This is a genomic window from Streptomyces sp. NPDC088097, from assembly GCF_044741845.1.
Lineage (GTDB): Bacteria > Actinomycetota > Actinomycetes > Streptomycetales > Streptomycetaceae > Streptomyces.
The window spans coordinates 638,511-652,690 of the sequence record NZ_JBIUTJ010000003.1 but is presented as its reverse complement, the minus strand read 5'-3'; the positions used below and the strand labels follow the sequence as shown (position 1 = coordinate 652,690).

The 14,180-nt window shown below is 72.5% G+C and carries 17 protein-coding genes and 1 pseudogene; 6 read left to right on the top strand and 12 right to left on the bottom strand.

Annotated features, from left to right (window positions below):
• Position 1: 1 nt before the first annotated feature.
• The 3 genes from ACIOD1_RS13180 to ACIOD1_RS13170 form a co-directional block, all read right to left on the bottom strand.
• On the bottom strand, positions 2-1,495 hold the full coding sequence (locus ACIOD1_RS13180) for a serine/threonine-protein kinase (RefSeq protein ID WP_401902156.1): 1,494 nt from the start codon (positions 1,493-1,495) through the stop codon (positions 2-4).
• Between the two features lie 187 nt (positions 1,496-1,682).
• Positions 1,683-3,038, bottom strand: a complete 1,356-nt coding sequence (locus ACIOD1_RS13175; protein ID WP_401902153.1) for an FAD-dependent oxidoreductase — start codon at positions 3,036-3,038, stop codon at positions 1,683-1,685.
• A 53-nt stretch (positions 3,039-3,091) separates the two neighbouring features.
• The gene (locus ACIOD1_RS13170; RefSeq protein ID WP_401902151.1) at positions 3,092-3,748 is read right to left on the bottom strand and encodes a DUF305 domain-containing protein; all 657 of its coding nucleotides are present in this window, start codon (positions 3,746-3,748) and stop codon (positions 3,092-3,094) included.
• A gap of 75 nt (positions 3,749-3,823) precedes the next feature.
• Here ACIOD1_RS13170 and ACIOD1_RS13165 point away from each other — a divergent pair, with 75 nt between their 5' ends.
• Positions 3,824-5,311, top strand: coding sequence for an LVIVD repeat-containing protein (locus tag ACIOD1_RS13165; RefSeq protein WP_401902150.1), 1,488 nt, complete (start codon positions 3,824-3,826; stop codon positions 5,309-5,311).
• Positions 5,312-5,314: 3 nt separating this feature from the next.
• Here the strand turns inward: ACIOD1_RS13165 and ACIOD1_RS13160 are convergent, their stop codons facing one another.
• From ACIOD1_RS13160 to ACIOD1_RS13150, 3 genes are all read right to left on the bottom strand, one after another.
• Positions 5,315-5,962: a helix-turn-helix domain-containing protein gene (locus tag ACIOD1_RS13160; protein WP_365623718.1), complete on the bottom strand. Its 648-nt coding sequence runs from the start codon at positions 5,960-5,962 to the stop codon at positions 5,315-5,317.
• Positions 5,963-6,136: 174 nt separating this feature from the next.
• The gene (locus tag ACIOD1_RS13155; protein ID WP_365623716.1) at positions 6,137-7,078 is read right to left on the bottom strand and encodes a M56 family metallopeptidase; all 942 of its coding nucleotides are present in this window, start codon (positions 7,076-7,078) and stop codon (positions 6,137-6,139) included.
• Positions 7,079-7,189: 111 nt separating this feature from the next.
• Entirely contained in the window at positions 7,190-7,783 is a 594-nt protein-coding gene (locus ACIOD1_RS13150; protein ID WP_365623714.1) for a DUF5134 domain-containing protein, read from the bottom strand.
• A gap of 145 nt (positions 7,784-7,928) precedes the next feature.
• Between ACIOD1_RS13150 and ACIOD1_RS13145 the strand changes: the two genes are divergently transcribed.
• The gene (locus tag ACIOD1_RS13145; protein WP_365623712.1) at positions 7,929-8,468 is read left to right on the top strand and encodes a GNAT family N-acetyltransferase; all 540 of its coding nucleotides are present in this window, start codon (positions 7,929-7,931) and stop codon (positions 8,466-8,468) included.
• Between the two features lie 28 nt (positions 8,469-8,496).
• Here the strand turns inward: ACIOD1_RS13145 and ACIOD1_RS13140 are convergent, their stop codons facing one another.
• Positions 8,497-9,189 carry a glycerophosphodiester phosphodiesterase family protein gene (locus ACIOD1_RS13140; protein ID WP_365623710.1) on the bottom strand — a complete coding sequence of 231 codons (693 nt, stop codon included), beginning with the start codon at positions 9,187-9,189 and terminating at the stop codon, positions 8,497-8,499.
• 179 nt (positions 9,190-9,368) lie between these two features.
• A complete protein-coding gene (locus ACIOD1_RS13135) occupies positions 9,369-10,061 on the bottom strand; it encodes a PadR family transcriptional regulator (protein ID WP_401902145.1) in 693 nt (230 codons plus the stop codon).
• A 50-nt stretch (positions 10,062-10,111) separates the two neighbouring features.
• On the opposite strand from ACIOD1_RS13135, the pseudogene ACIOD1_RS13130 reads away from it, so the two are divergent.
• Positions 10,112-10,315 (top strand): annotated as a pseudogene (locus ACIOD1_RS13130) (LLM class flavin-dependent oxidoreductase); the annotation flags it as partial.
• Between the two features lie 61 nt (positions 10,316-10,376).
• Here the strand turns inward: ACIOD1_RS13130 and ACIOD1_RS13125 are convergent.
• Positions 10,377-10,577, bottom strand: coding sequence for a hypothetical protein (locus ACIOD1_RS13125; protein WP_401902360.1), 201 nt, complete (start codon positions 10,575-10,577; stop codon positions 10,377-10,379).
• Between the two features lie 166 nt (positions 10,578-10,743).
• Between ACIOD1_RS13125 and ACIOD1_RS13120 the strand changes: the two genes are divergently transcribed.
• On the top strand, positions 10,744-10,980 hold the full coding sequence (locus ACIOD1_RS13120) for a helix-turn-helix transcriptional regulator (protein ID WP_401902144.1): 237 nt from the start codon (positions 10,744-10,746) through the stop codon (positions 10,978-10,980).
• A 198-nt stretch (positions 10,981-11,178) separates the two neighbouring features.
• Here the strand turns inward: ACIOD1_RS13120 and ACIOD1_RS13115 are convergent, their stop codons facing one another.
• The 3 genes from ACIOD1_RS13115 to ACIOD1_RS13105 form a co-directional block, all read right to left on the bottom strand.
• Positions 11,179-11,304 (bottom strand): hypothetical protein, encoded by a 126-nt coding sequence (locus ACIOD1_RS13115; RefSeq protein ID WP_401902142.1) that lies wholly within the window; start codon positions 11,302-11,304, stop codon positions 11,179-11,181.
• 21 nt (positions 11,305-11,325) lie between these two features.
• The gene (locus tag ACIOD1_RS13110) at positions 11,326-11,853 is read right to left on the bottom strand and encodes a hypothetical protein (RefSeq protein WP_401902139.1); all 528 of its coding nucleotides are present in this window, start codon (positions 11,851-11,853) and stop codon (positions 11,326-11,328) included.
• A 212-nt stretch (positions 11,854-12,065) separates the two neighbouring features.
• Entirely contained in the window at positions 12,066-12,299 is a 234-nt protein-coding gene (locus ACIOD1_RS13105) for a hypothetical protein (protein ID WP_401902137.1), read from the bottom strand.
• A gap of 117 nt (positions 12,300-12,416) precedes the next feature.
• On the opposite strand from ACIOD1_RS13105, the gene ACIOD1_RS13100 reads away from it, so the two are divergent.
• Together ACIOD1_RS13100 and ACIOD1_RS13095 are read left to right on the top strand one after the other, a co-directional pair.
• A complete protein-coding gene (locus tag ACIOD1_RS13100; RefSeq protein WP_401902135.1) occupies positions 12,417-13,529 on the top strand; it encodes a helix-turn-helix domain-containing protein in 1,113 nt (370 codons plus the stop codon).
• 13 nt (positions 13,530-13,542) lie between these two features.
• Complete coding sequence (locus ACIOD1_RS13095; RefSeq protein WP_401902133.1) at positions 13,543-14,121, top strand: HD family hydrolase; 579 nt, start codon at positions 13,543-13,545, stop codon at positions 14,119-14,121.
• Positions 14,122-14,180: the final 59 nt, after the last annotated feature.

Here is a 14,180-nt window from a genome sequence, read left to right as displayed (position 1 = left end):
CTCAGCGCCCGTTGAGCCAGCCGCAGACCCAGTAGTCGCCGCCCGCGTCGCGTTCGACGATCCACTGGTAGTCGATGTCCCCGGCCAACCCGCCCGTCTCCGGATCCTGTTGGGTGATCCGCGCCTCGATGCTGAGCTGGTCCATCGAGGCGGGGACCTCGTACGGCCGCAGTTCCCAGCGGGCCACGTAGTAGCCGTTGAGCGCGAACCCGAGCAGGGTGGAGCGCAACCGGGGGCAGGTGCCCCGGCGCAGGGCCGTCATGTCCTGATCGGCCAGGCCGTTCATGTACGTCGTGACGACCCGGTCGATCGCCGCCCGGTCGAGCGGGGTGTGCGCCGGGCGCCCCGGCACGGCCGCCGGGGACGTGCCGGGCGGGGACGAGGAAGGCGAGGACGAGGAAGGCGGCGTGGCCGAGGGCGTGGCCGAAGCCGGCGGCGACGGGGACGGTGAGGCCGAGGGGCCGGACCGCGCCGAGGAGCCGGCGCCGGGGGAGTCCGCGAGGCCGTCGTGCCCGGACTCCCGCCACGGCGCCCAGGCCAGCACACCGACGAGGACGAGGGCGAGCGCGAGTACGGCGACGACCCCCGGCCTGCCGGGGCGCCGGGCGTTCCCCGCGTTCCGCGCCGCCGCCCCGGATTCGGCCTCGGGGCGCGCGCCGGGACCACCCTCACCCACCTCGCCTGCCCCGCCGGACCCTCCGGTCCCGGTGAACGCGAGGGTGGGCGACGGCGGAGGGGGCGCCGGAGCGTCCGCGAGCGCGCGGAGCAGTCGGTGGGCGGCCTCGGCGGTCAGGCGCTCGGCCGGATCCTTGCGCAGCAGGCCCGCCAGTACGGGGGCGAGCGGCCCGGCGAGGACGGCCGGGGCCGGTTCCTCGGTCGCGACGGCGACGAACACCGCCACGGCGCCGGAGCCCGCGAAGGGCGGGCGCCCCTCCACGGCCGTGAACAGCGTCGCGCCCAGGGACCACAGGTCGGACTCGGCGGTGGCCGCGAGCCCGTGCACCTGCTCGGGGGCCATGAAGACCGGGGTTCCCAGGAGGGCGCCCGAACGCGTCAGCGTCACATCGCCTTCGAGCGCCGCGATCCCGAAGTCGGTCAGCACCACCCGCTCGCCTTCGAGCAGCACGTTGGCGGGCTTGATGTCGCGGTGCGTGATGCCCATGCCGTGTACGGCGCGCAACGCGTCCAGGACCTGGAGGCCGATCCGCGCGACCCGCTCGGGCGGCAGCGGCCCCTCGGCTTTGACCAGGTCGTCCAGGGAAGGCCCGTGGACCAGTTCCATGACGATCCAGGGGCGTCCGTCCTCATCGGTGACCCGGTCGTGGACGGTGATGACCCCGGGGTGCTTCAACCGCGCCGCCGCGCGCGCCTCGCGGTCCAGGCGGGCCGTCCAGGACTCCCGGCGCACGGGGTCGAGGTCCTCGGGGAGGCGCAGTTCCTTGACGGCCACCTCCCGGTCCAGGTGCTCGTCGTGGGCACGCCACACCGTCCCCATGCCGCCCCGGCCCAGTAACCCCGACAGTCGGTACCGTCCGGCCAGCACTCGCCCAAGATCCTCGGTCACGTCACGGAACCTAGCCCATCGTGCGCACGCCACGGAAGGAGGGCCGGACGGGACGGCGACGGCCCAGGGGAGGCCCCGCGGACACCGCCCGCCGGCCGGGGTTTCGCGGACGCGTCCCCTACGTCAGCCCCGCCGCGCCCCGCAGGCCCGCCCAGTCGGGGATCTTCACCGAGCGGCGGCCCAGCGAGCGGCCCAGTTCCCCCTCGGCCGCCTCGATGGCCAGCCAGCCCGGCCACTCCACCGGGCGCAGCCCCGCCGCGCGCAGCGCTTCGAGGGGATCGCCCGGCAGCTCCCGGCGGGCCAGCGCGCCCGCGTCCTGGAGCAGCGAGGAGGCCGTCTCCTTCGCGCAGGGCCGGTTGGTGCCGATCACCCCGGTCGGCCCCCGCTTGATCCACCCCGCCACGTACTCGCCGACCGAGGCCCGGCCCGCGCGCAGCACCCGGCCCGCCGCGTGCGGGACCGTGCCCCGGACGGGGTCGAAGGGGAGCCCCTCCAACGGAACCCCCAGGTAGCCCACCGAACGCAGCACCAGCTGCGCGTCGAGGTCCTCGTACACGCCCGTCCCGAACACCCCGCCCGCGCCGTCCGGGGCGGTCCGCTCGAAGCGCACCGCGCGGACCCGGCCGTCCGGGCCGCCCAGCACCTCCACCGGCCGCAGGTAGAACCGCAGGGTGACGCGGCGCGCGGCCCCGGGGTCGGGCGCGGCCTGAGCCCAACCGCGCAGCACCTCGACGTTGCGCCGGGCGACCGCCGGCAGGGCGGCGGCCGCGCCCCCGTCCGCGTACGCCGGGTCCGTGGCGAGTTCGGCCGGGACCACCAAGGCCTCCACCCCCGCCAGGGCGCCCAGTTCGCGGAGTTCCTTCGTGGTGAACCTGGCCTGCGAGGGCCCGCGCCGGGCCACCATCGACACCGTCCGTACGCCGCTGCCGGACAGCGCGCCCAGCGCCGCGTCGGGCATGTCGGTCGGCTCCAGCTCCGGCGCGCCCCGTGCGAGGATCCGGGTCACGTCCACGGCCACGTTCCCGGCCCCGACCACCACCGCCGCGCGCACCCCGGTCAGGTCGAAGGCCCCGGCGTCGGGGTGCCCGCTGTACCAGGACACGAAGGCCGTCGCCGAGTGCACCCCGTCCAGTTCCTCGCCGGGGATGCCGAGCGGCCGGTCCCGGGCCGCGCCCACGCAGTACACGACCGCGTGGTACAGCTCCAGCAACCGGGCCGTGGACAGCGCCGGACCGCCGACCTCGACGTTCCCGAGGAAGCGGATCCGGTCGTCCTCCAGCACCGAGCGCAGGCTTCCGGACAGCGATTTGATCTTCTCGTGGTCGGGCGCCACCCCGTACCGGACGAGTCCGTACGGGGCCGGCAGCCGGTCCAGCACGTCGACCCGCACGCCCGGCACCTCGCGCTGCTGCACGAGGGTCTGCGCGGCGTAGACCCCGCTGGGGCCCGAACCGACGACGGCGACACGAAGCACGGCGGAGCTCCTCCCGCAGGTGCCTCCCAGCATGACACCGGGCCCCGCACCCGTCAGCCCATGGCGCGCATCCGGTGTATCTCGGTGGTCTGGGTGGCGACCAGTTCGGTGGCCATCTCCTCCACGGCGACGTTGTTGCCGCCGGCCAGGGCCTCGCCCGCCATCTTCACGGCGCCCTCGTGGTGGGCGGTCATCAGCTTCAGGAAGAGCCGGTCGAAGTCCGGCCCCTGGGCCCGCCCCAGCTCTTCGAGCTGCTGTTCCGTGGCCATGCCGGGCATCGCGGCGTGGTCGGAGTGGTCCTGGGGGCTCGCGGCGCCCGTGGGCAGCGGGTGGCGCGCGAGCCACTTCTCCATGGCCCCGATCTCCGGCGCCTGCGCGGCCGCGATGCGTTCGGCGAGCCGTTTCACCCCGTCCGCCGAGGCCCGGTCGGGGGCCAGCGCGCTCATGGTCAGGGCCTGTCGGTGGTGCTCGATCATGTGGCGTACGTAGGCCCGGTCGGCGGCGTTGGGGGTGTCGTCGGGGCGCTCCCGGGCGGCCTGTTCGGGGGACAGGACGCGAGCCTCCTCGCCCGGTCTGCCCGGGGCGACGACCACGGATCCGTCGCCCGAGGCTTTCGCCCCGCCGTCCTCGCAGCCGGTGAGGGCGAGGAGGAGTCCGGCGGTCAGGGCCGCCGCCAGGAATCGGCCGAGTAATGCATTTGCCATGTCCATGGAAAGGAACATACTGCCGTGGTCCAGGTTCCGTTCCCCAGAGGAGCGAAACGCACGGGCCCCACGGGAGGCACAGTGACCTCGTCGCACACCGCCAGAGCGCACCACCGCAGTCTGGGGGCGGCCCTGGCCGCGGCCGGACTCCTCGCCACGATGCTGGCCGCCGCCGGACCGGCGTCGGCCACACCCGACCCCGGGGACTTATCACCCGGGTCCGGATCCCGGCAGAGCGCCGGCTCAGCACAGGAGCGCGAGCTCGCACCGGGGGAGATCCCCGGCCGGGACGAGATCGTGCACAGCCGCAACCTCAAGCCCTTGGCCAACATCCCCAGCGCGAATCCCGACGGCATCAACTCCGACATCGCCTTCCAGGGCCGGTACGCCTACGCCGGCAACTACGACGGCTTCGTCATCTACGACATCGGCAATCCCAAGACCCCGAAGGTGGTCACGCGGGTCCTCTGCCCGGGCGGCCAGAACGACATCTCGGTCTCCGGCGACCTGCTGTTCCTCTCCACCGACTCCTCCCGCAGCGACGACTCCTGCAACAGCGTCTCGCAGCCGGCCACGGAGAAGTCCTCGTGGGAGGGCATCAAGATCTTCGACATCAAGGACAAGAAGAACCCGAAGTACATCAAGTCGGTGGAGACGGCGTGCGGTTCCCACACCCACACCCTGGTGCCGGGCTCCCGTGACATCTACCTCTACGTCGCCTCCTACTCGCCCAACGAGGCCTTCCCGGACTGCAAGCCGCCGCACGACGGCATCTCGGTCGTGAAGGTCCCGAAGAAGGCCCCCACCCAGGCCTCGGTGGTCGGCTTCCCGGTGCTCTTCCCGGACGGCGGCAACCCGGGCGCGCCCACCAACCCCGGGGTCTCCAAGACCACCGGTTGCCACGACATCACCGTGCTGCCGTCGAAGGACCTGGCCGCCGGCGCGTGCATGGGCGACGGCATCCTCTTCGACATCAGCGAGCCCGAGCGGCCCCGGGTCATCGACCGGGTGCAGGACAACGTCAACTTCGCCTTCTGGCACTCGGCCACCTTCAACGAGCGCGCCGACAAGGTGGTGTTCACCGACGAGCTGGGCGGTGGGTCCAGCGCCACCTGCAACGAGGCCACCGGGCCGAACCGCGGCGCCGACGGGATCTACGAGATCACCGGCCGCGGGGACCAGCGCAAGCTGGTCTTCAAGAGCTACTACAAGATCCCGAGGCACCAGGCCGACACCGAGAACTGCGTGGCCCACAACGGCTCGCTGGTCCCGGTCGGAGGAGGCCGCGACATCATGGTGCAGGCCTGGTACCAGGGCGGTGTCTCCGTGTGGGACTTCACCGACTCCACCCGCCCCCGGGAGATCGCCTACTTCGAGCGCGGCCCGCTGACCACCGACGCCCTCGGCCTCGGCGGCTCCTGGTCCGCGTACTACTACAACGGGCACATCTACTCGAACGACATCGTCAAGGGCCTCGACGTGCTGAAGCTCGACGACCGGCGGACCGACAGCGCCGCGTGGGTGCGGATGGACCGGCTCAACGTGCAGACCCAGCCCGACTACCGCTGACGCTCAATGCGGAAACGTTCCGCCGGGCGGTCCGCCGTCCGGCGGGACACCCAGCTCCCACTCCAGCCCGAACCGTTGGAACAGCTCCGCCCGCAGGCGGGCCGGCGGCATCGGCGCCCCCGGCAGCAGCACCGCCACCACGGCCCCCATCAGCAGCGCGCGCAACAGCGGGTAGTCCGTGTCCACGTCCGCCGATCCGTACCGCACCACCGTGTCCCGCAGTAGCTGCGCGAGCCGCTGCTGCTCCGGGCACTGGATGAACCCCTCCGCCTGGAGGATGCCGGCCATGTGCGTGCGCATCAGCCGGGGGTGGTCGCGGGCCAGCCCGAGGATCGCGTCGATCGCCCGGGCCATGCGCTCGCGCCCGTCGTCCTCGGGGGAGGGACCGCCGTGCTCCCGGGAGGGCTCCCGCTCCAAGGCCGCTTCCAGGGTCAGGTGCATCAGCCGGTGCACGGCCGACTGGAGGAGCTGCCGCTTGCCGGGGAAGTAGTACGAGATGAGTCCGCGGGCGGCGCCCGCCCGGTCGGCGATGTCGCCGAGCTTCGTCGCCTCGTACCCCCGTTCGGAGACCAGCTCGACCGTGGCGCGCAGCAGCCGCTCCCGGGAACGTCTGCGCAATTCTTCATTGACCGTTGCGCTGCGCGGGGACATGCTTACTCCTGCGTTGACTGGCTCCGAGCCAATATACTCAGCGCGCGGGGCGTTCCGCCCGGGGGCGACGCGGGGGATCGTCCCCGGAGGGACGCCCCGTTTTCCGTGCCCGGAGCCGCTCCGGTGCCCGATCCCTTCCCGGCCGGCGTCCCCGTTCCCGGTTCCGGCCCGTCCTCACGCCAGCGCGCTCAGCCCCGGGACGAAGGCCACCAGCAGCGGCACCGCCGGGACCAGGGTGGCCAGCGCCGTCAGGCGCAGCCGCCGTCCCGGGGAGAGGCGGGGAGCGGCCGACAGCAGGCGCCGGACCCGCTGGGGCACGTCGTGCGCCCCGGGATCCGGGGAGGGGCCGAAGACCCCCTTGTCCTCGTTGAGGCCGACCAGGGCCAGTGCGACCGTGAGGCGCCCGTAGCGCCGCGAGGCGACGTCGTCGGCGGCCAGTTCGACCAGGCGGTGCATCTCCGCCTCGAACGCGGCGAACACCGGCACCTGCGGGAAGCCCCGCGACAGCGCCCGCGAGCAGTGCAGGAGCCAGTCGTGCCGGGCGGCCACGTGCCCCTGCTCGTGCGCCAGCACCGCGTCCAGCTGGCTTCCCTTGAGCCGGCCCAGCGCCGCCGTGGTCACCACCAGGCGCGGCGCCGGTCCCGACTGCCACCAGGCCTCGGGGCGCGGTCCCTCCAACACCACCAGTCGGGTCGCCTCCGCGTCCTCTCCGGGCAACAGCGGCGCGCGCAGGCGCAGTTCGGCGCCCCGGTTGCGCCGCCCGGTCCGGGCCCGCAGCACCTCCCGGGTCAGCATCCAGCCCGTCCACAGGCCCCCGCCGGCCAGGGCCAGGGCGGTGCCGGTGGCCCAGGGCCCGCCGGCCGCGCCCAAGGCGTACGCGTCGACCACCCCGTGCGGGGCGGCGGCGAAGAGCCGGCCCCGTACCGCCTCCCAGGCCGCGGCGGAGCTGAGCAGCATCGACAGGGCCAGGCACAGCAGCGTCGCGGCGACCACGCACTGCCACACCCACAGCGCCACGACCGGTTCGCGCTCGGGCCACCGGGCCCGCGCCAGCAGGCGGGGCGCGAGCACCGCGGTCAGTGCGCCGAGCAGGAGGAGGGCGGCGGAGACCATCATGGGCGCCAGCCTATGAGGCCCGACTACCTACGGGTGCGGTCCCGCCGCATTGGTGACGCAGCACACGTTCCGCCCGGGTTTCCCGCCTCCGCGCGTGATCGGCGCGCGGCCTCACATGATCAGCAACATGGCCAACATGCCGGTTCCCATGGCCAGTCGGCAGGCCCGGGTCAGTTCCCCGTAGCCCGTTGCGACGTCGCTCCCGCCGCCCGCGGTCCCCACCCCGGGCAGCGCCACCCGCCCCGCGGGGCCGGCCGCGGCGCCCATCAGCCGGGCCCCGCCCAGCAGGACGTACGCGGAGAAGTAGACGAGCAGCGCCCCGGTCACCGCCGGCGGCCCCATGGGGCCGTGCCCGTGCCCCGAGGCCATCGACAACCCGGCGTACGCCATGTAGGCCATCGCCAGCGAGCCCACCAGGTGGTGCACGTGGTGCGCGTGGCGGGGGCCGCCGCGCAGCAGCCACAGCGCGTGCGCGGTGGCCCCGCAGAAGACGGCCAACAGGATCGGCGGCCCCCAGCGTCCCGTCCCGGACGGGACCGCCATCACGGCCATCCCGAGGCCCATGACCGCCTCGCCCGCCGCGGCCCCGCGGACGGCGCCGTCCGCTCTGCGCGCCCGCAGCAGGCAGTACGTACCGCTCGCGGCGCAGACCAGCACCACCAGCCAGGCGCAGACCGCCGGGGCGGAGAGGAGGGAGAGGGACATGGCGGATCCGTGCACGGCGGAACCTCCCGGTTCGTCGGCGTCACCGGAAGAGATGCCCCCTTCACGCCGCCCGCACGCCGACGCGCGTTAGGCTCTGCCTGCCACGGCGGCATGCGCATATGCCGCCCCACCGAACGGAGCCCCGATGTCCACCGCGCAGCCCACCTCCCTGAGTTTCCGCAGTGCCGTGGAGGCGGATGTCCCGGAGCTGGTGGCCCTGGTCGAGTCCGCCTACCGGGGCGACGCCAGCCGTGCCGGATGGACCACCGAGGCCGACTACCTCGACGGGCAGCGGACCAGCGCGGAAGGCGTCCGAGCGGTCATCGGCCACGAGGACGGGGTGCTGATGGTCGTCGAGCGCGCGGGCGAGATCGTCGCCTGCTGCCAGCTCGAACACCGGGCGGACCACGTCTACTTCGGCATGTTCGCGGTCCGCCCCGGCCTCCAGGGCGGCGGTCTCGGCCGGGAGATCCTGGCCGAGGCCGAACGCCGCGCCCGCGACACCTGGGGCGCCAAGGAGATGCGGATGACGGTGGTGAACGTACGGGAGGAGCTCATCGCCTACTACGTGCGCCGCGGTTACGAGCGCACCGGCGAGATGAGCCCCTTCCCCTACGGCGACGAGCGTTTCGGCGTCCCGCGCCGCGACGACCTCGCCTTCGAGCTGCTCGTCAAGGCCCTCTGACGGAACCTCGCGCGGGCCCGCCCGCCGCTCAGGCGGTGAACCGGCCCGTGCTGCGGATCTCCGGGAAGTCGGTGGCCGCGCCGTCCAATTGGAGGGCGCGCGCCAGCCGTAGCAGTTCCAGGGTGTTGACCGTCCAGCCCGTCACGCGGAGCCCGGCCCCGTGGGCCGCCTCCACGGTGTCCAGGCTGATCCCGCGGATGTCCAAGGCCAGGGTCTCCGCCGCCGCCTGCCGGGCCCGCGCCAGGAGTTCCTCGGGCCGGTCGGGCCGGCCGTCGACGCGCAGCGCGGTGCGGAGCCCGGGCACCCGCCGGGCGAGCGAGGCGAGCAGTTCCCCGTCGTGGGAGGCCACCTCCACCCGGGAGGTCAGGTCCCGGCGCAGCAGCAGGTCCGCGAGGGCTCCGGCGCTCGCCGGATCCCGGACTTCGGCCAGGAGCGGTGTGCGGACCGCCTCCAGCACCTCGTCCAGGACCGGTACGCGTTCGCCCTGGCCGGCGTCCAGTTCGCGCAGTTCCGCGAGGGTCAGGTCGGCGACGGCGCCCGCGCCGTCTGTGGTGCGGTCCACCGCGGCGTCGTGCAGGACGGCCAGCGAGCCGTCCTTGCTGAGGCGGACGTCCAGGGCGATGACGTCCATTCCGGCACGTTCCGCGCGGACGAACGACCGGAGGGTGTTCTCCGGTTCCACGCCCATGACCCCGCGGTGACCGATGGTGAGGAAAGTCAAGGTTCTCTCGCTTCCGTCGACGGCGGCTCCCGCGCGGTCGCGGTGTCCCGACCGGCCGCGCGCGGTGAGGACGCATGCTAGTGCGCCCGCCCCGCGAGGGGACCGGCCGTGCGGAGGTCGCCCGGCCGCTTCCCGCCGGGGTCCGCGGCCCCGCGGCGGCCCGTCGCCGCCCTGTCGCGTCACCCGGGCGTGGGCGCGTCCCCGTCGGCTTGACGTTCGCGCTCCGCCGGCTCGGCGAGGGTCGCCTCCCCGGCCTGCGCCGTTGCCCGCGTCCCGTCCCCGGCCCGCGTCCCGGCCCGCGCCCCGGCCTGCTCCAGGTCGGCGAGGAGGGCCTCGGCCAGTTCCAGTTCCGCCAGGTGCTGCCGCTCGCTCCAACGCAGCGCGAGGGTGGGGAAGGCCCACTCGCGGACGTCCGCCGCGTGCTCCATGGCCTCCCGGACGGCGGCCAGTTCGTCGCGGGTGCGCTCCAGGTGCTCGGTGACCATCGCGCGCAGCTCCCGCGGCTCCGAGAGGTGTCCGAGCCAGATCCGCAGCAGCAGCCCGTGCTTGAGCACCGGGGGGCCGGCCTCCGCGGTGTCCCCGGCCCAGCCCGCGAGGGCCTCGCGGCCCGCATCGGTGATGACGTAGCGGCGCTTGGCGCGAGCCTCCTCGGGTCCCGAGCGGGTGGAGGCCGCGTAGCCCAGCTCTTCCAGTCGGCGCAGTTCGGCGTAGATCTGGCTGATCGCGGGGGACCAGTAGAAGAAGCGCAGGGAGGAGTCGGCCCACTTCTTCAGCTCGTAGCCGGTGCGCTCGCCGGGGAAGGACAGCAGACCGAGCACCGCCCACGCGGTCGGCGGAAGGTCTTGCTTCTTCGAGGTCTGACTACTAGTCATATTTCGAATTGAAGTGAGACCGGGCACGGGACGCAACCCTGGAGGCATAAGTGAAGTTCTCCGTCATCTTCGAAGCGCAGCTGGCCGACCCGACCGTGGAGCGCGAGCACCAGGTCATCCGTGACTGCGTCGAGCAGGCGGTGCTCGCCGAACAGATGGGGTTCGACCGGATCTGGGCGGTGGAGCACCACTCCTTGAAGTGGTACGCGCACATGAGCGCCCCCGAGAGATTTCTACTGCGCATGGGTGTTCGGGGGCAAGGGAAACCCCCTGGGCTGCGGAGGCCCAGGGGGATGGTCGGGCAGGCGGTGGAGTCTACTCGGCGTGTGTCTCCAGGAGCCGGAGGGTGTCGTCGAGGGCGCTGCGGAGCGCCTCGATCATGAGGATGGAGCCAGCGGCGCCCAGGGCGGCCAGGTCCGTTATCCGTGAAGCGGCGAGGGTGCGGGCGGCGTTGTCGCGACGCATGCGCTCGGTCGGGTCGAGTCTGGCGCGGTGAGGGTCGGGCAAATCGTGCACGTGGTATCACCCTGGGCTGTCGTTCGGTGCGGATGTGTAAGCACCTTGAGTGCTTTGAGCCACTGACGCAATGGGTTTCGGTCAACCGATTGGCCCGTACACCTGATCGTTAGATGTACCTGGCCAGGTACAGACAAATCGTCAAGATCGTTAAAGCGTTGGGCGAGTGTCTACCGATCCGCCGCCCACCTGGGCAGTCGCCCGCCGCCGGGCCATCGGGGCACGCCTCCGAGACGCCCGCACTGACGCCCACCTCTCACAAGAACAGCTCGCCGAGCTGGCCGGGATCGACCGCAAAACGGTCGTACGCCTGGAGGGTGGGACGAGCGACGCCAGGTTGACGGTCTGGCTGCGCCTCGCGCGGGCCGTAAAGGTCCCGCTCGCGCACCTCGTGCGGGAGTAGGTCAGGCTAAGCGGAAGATGTGCCTCACATCTGGCATGAGCACATCGTACTGACTGAAAGGCATATCCGGATGTGGTGCATCCCGGCCAAAGCGGCGGCTCAAGTCAGCCTCTAGTGAGACTCGACCCGCAGCGCTCGCTCTGGGAGTAGCCCCGGCCGGCGGGGGGAGTGCCGGCCGGGGCGGTTCACGGGTCAGCCCTAGGCGCGCGGCACGATGAAGCCGCGCACGGGCCGAGGTTCGTCCGGGTCACGCGAGTCCGGTTGCTGGGCCGCGTCCCACTCGGCAACCAGCTCCGCGTACCTGGGGTCGATCCATTCCGTCATTGCAACCTCCCTGTGAGGGCGTCAGGCTACCGGCCACTCGGGCTTCGGCATCGGACGGATGGCGCAGTTCGGGGCGTGCTGGCACTTCGCCGAGACGGAGACGAGGTCGTCCTCCGGGCCCGCCCACAGCTGGGGGTCCGGCTCGTACCCAGCCGCGCGGATCGCCTCAGCGGTGCGGGCGTGGACCTCCGGGTCGTAGCGGCCGGTGTCCGGCCGCTCCGGGTAGTGGTGGACGAAGTTGCCGCCGAGGCGTGCGCACAGCGACTGGTACAGGGCCGTGTGCAGGATGAGCGCATGCCAGCCCTCATCGACCACGCGGGACGGGGCGACGCCGAACGTCGTCCGAGTGCCGGCCACCACGAACTTGAGGGCCTCGATGACGATTCGCGACCCCATGCTGATGTCCATGCCGGGGTTGGCGTCGAGGACGGTCGCGAGGACGCCGGAGAACTCGGCGTCGGACAGGAGCGCCCGGACGGGCGTGACGGACGGCGGGATCGGGTTGTCCGGGTGCTTGGTCGAGCAGGGGGGCGGGACGGGGTGCGACATGCGGGTCTCCTTAGGTCTGGGTCAGGAGGTGCGGGCCGGGTGCTGGCGGCGGAACGCTCAGTGCTGCTGGGTACGGGCCAGGGCCGCATTGCACACGGCGAGGCTGGCGTGGACGAGTGAGTTCGGTCGGGCGCCCGAGGACGAGTGCCGAACGATCTCCCGACCGTCAGCACCGACCGGCTGGTGACAACGGGCGCAGACTCTGCCCGCGGTCACGTCAACTCCAGGGTCATCGGCGACGCGGTGAACTCGATGCCGTCGTCGGCCCGGACGTATGCGGTCCGGGTCTCGCGCTGCTCGCCGCCCGCGAGATTGAGCGGCTCACGAACCACGGCCATGAGGACGCCTTCGCGCAGGCTCGCGGGGTCGCGTACCCGCTGGCGCAGCAGGGGGTGATTCTCGTGCCCGAACGCCGCCGTGCTCGTGCCGGTCTCCCGGACTTTCATGGCCGTACTCCCTGCCTCGTCAGCGGGTGGTAAGACGAGCCTAGGTATTCCGTCATCCCTCACGAAGTGACCCGGAGTACGGGTAGTTTGGACCTGCGAGCTGGCAGAGGAGACGCCTTGAGCAGCGACGGCACCACGACCCTGACCCGCAGTCAGGGAAACCCTCGACGCGGCCACGGCGGCATAGTGTCCGGCTACGTCTTCCGGATGATCCGCGAGCAACTTGCACACACGCAGGACTCACTCGCCGAGGCATTCGGAGTGTCGACGGACACGGTCGCCGGATGGGAGTCCGGGCGCCGCCCCCTGACCGCCCTTGCCGTGGGCCAGATGCTCGTGCACCGACACCGCCTCATGCGTATGGGCATCAGCCCCGCTCTGCTCCTCGCCCTCGACAAGGGGCTCGAAGCGGACGTCCTCCTCGCCAGCGCCCTCACGGACGACGGTCCCACCAGCGACAGCCCGCTGGGCGCGTGGGTGATGCAGCGCGACCTCGTCGAAGTGCTGGCCTGGCCGCTGAACGGCGTCACTCCTGAGCCGATGCGTGGACTCGATGTGCCCGCACGGCCCCGCCGAGGACCCGCCCCCACACGCCCCGAGCTGGCCCCCGACGACCGGCGGCGGTTCTTCCGGCGGATGCGACGCACGGCAGAGGAGGCGCGCGGCGGTGACTTTCTCCTCCGACGCCAAGCCCTGTACCTCGCAGGCTACGACGATGCCCCCGATACCCCGAGCTGGCTGAGCCAACAGCAGCGCGCGGAACGGCCGGACGACTGGCTGACCCGCTGGCTTACAGCGCGATCAGTCGCGGCCGTTGCTGCGAGGCAGGGGGACCGGGACCGGATGCAGCACTTCATCACCACGACCCTGGACGATGACGACGCAGGCGAGGCCGCCAACCTGGCTTACTGGGCGTACTGGATCGGGGAGAGCACGCACGTTCAGCTCTCGGACGACTTCATCGCTACCCGCGGTACGCCCACCTGGCACGGGCACAAGCTGCTCCAGCATCTCGTCACCGGCCTCGCCCCTGACCGCGGGTTCTTCGACCTCAACGTCCACACCCTCTGGGCGCTGCTCGCTGCCCGTCCCGGGCTCCTGCGCACGTCCCCTGCCGGAGGCGCCCTGCGTGACCTACTGCCCGTGCTGTTGGATGGCACTGAGCCGTCGACGCGCGCGCGTCGTGAGCTTGAGGGCATTCGGTACGCGATCCGCCTTGCTGAGGCGTGAGAAGGAGACAGACGTGGCTGACGACCTGTCCGCGGTGGCGCGCTTCCTCTATGAGGCGGGCACCCTGAAGAACGCGGCCCGGACGGGCTGGTGGATGGCCGGCGTCAAGCAGCCCGAGAGCGTCGCCGAACACTCCTGGCGGACCTCTCTCATCGCGTCGATTATCGCGAAGCTGGAGGGCGCCGACCCCGCGCGGGCCGCGTTCCTCGCCGTGTGGCACGACACCCAGGAGACCCGCACCGGGGACGTCAACCATCTGGGTAAGAAGTACTCGACCGGCGCCGACCCCGAGGCGGTGACGGCCGACCAGACAGCAGGCATGCCGGAACTGCTGGCCGCCACGATTCAAGAGCTGGTCGCCGAGTACGAGGGGAAGGATTCGGCGGAGGCCATCTGTGCGCGCGATGCCGACAAGCTGGAGTGCCTGCTCCAGGGCATCGAGTACCGAGCCCAGGGCTACGAAGCGGCCCAACGGTGGATCGACAACAGCCGGGCCCGCCTGACGACCGAGACCGGGCAGAGACTCGCCGACGAGCTACTCGGTCAGGGTCCGCTCGACTGGCTGCGGGCGGCCATCGGTGAGAAGAGCTGACCCGGACGCACGAAAGCGCCCCCTCCCGCCCGAAGGCGAGAGGGGGCGCTGTGCTGTGC

Coding starts and splice junctions, on each gene's coding strand:
- ACIOD1_RS13105 (WP_401902137.1), bottom strand. CDS start 12,299: ATGAAAGTCCGGGAGACCGGCACGAGCACGGCGGCGTTCGGGCACGAG.
- ACIOD1_RS13180 (WP_401902156.1), bottom strand. CDS start 1,495: ATGGGGACGGTGTGGCGTGCCCACGACGAGCACCTGGACCGGGAGGTG.
- ACIOD1_RS13150 (WP_365623714.1), bottom strand. CDS start 7,783: ATGTCCCTCTCCCTCCTCTCCGCCCCGGCGGTCTGCGCCTGGCTGGTG.
- ACIOD1_RS13160 (WP_365623718.1), bottom strand. CDS start 5,962: ATGTCCCCGCGCAGCGCAACGGTCAATGAAGAATTGCGCAGACGTTCC.
- ACIOD1_RS13170 (WP_401902151.1), bottom strand. CDS start 3,748: ATGGACATGGCAAATGCATTACTCGGCCGATTCCTGGCGGCGGCCCTG.
- ACIOD1_RS13155 (WP_365623716.1), bottom strand. CDS start 7,078: ATGATGGTCTCCGCCGCCCTCCTCCTGCTCGGCGCACTGACCGCGGTG.
- ACIOD1_RS13135 (WP_401902145.1), bottom strand. CDS start 10,061: ATGACTAGTAGTCAGACCTCGAAGAAGCAAGACCTTCCGCCGACCGCG.
- ACIOD1_RS13110 (WP_401902139.1), bottom strand. CDS start 11,853: ATGTCGCACCCCGTCCCGCCCCCCTGCTCGACCAAGCACCCGGACAAC.
- ACIOD1_RS13145 (WP_365623712.1), top strand. CDS start 7,929: ATGTCCACCGCGCAGCCCACCTCCCTGAGTTTCCGCAGTGCCGTGGAG.
- ACIOD1_RS13115 (WP_401902142.1), bottom strand. CDS start 11,304: ATGACGGAATGGATCGACCCCAGGTACGCGGAGCTGGTTGCCGAGTGG.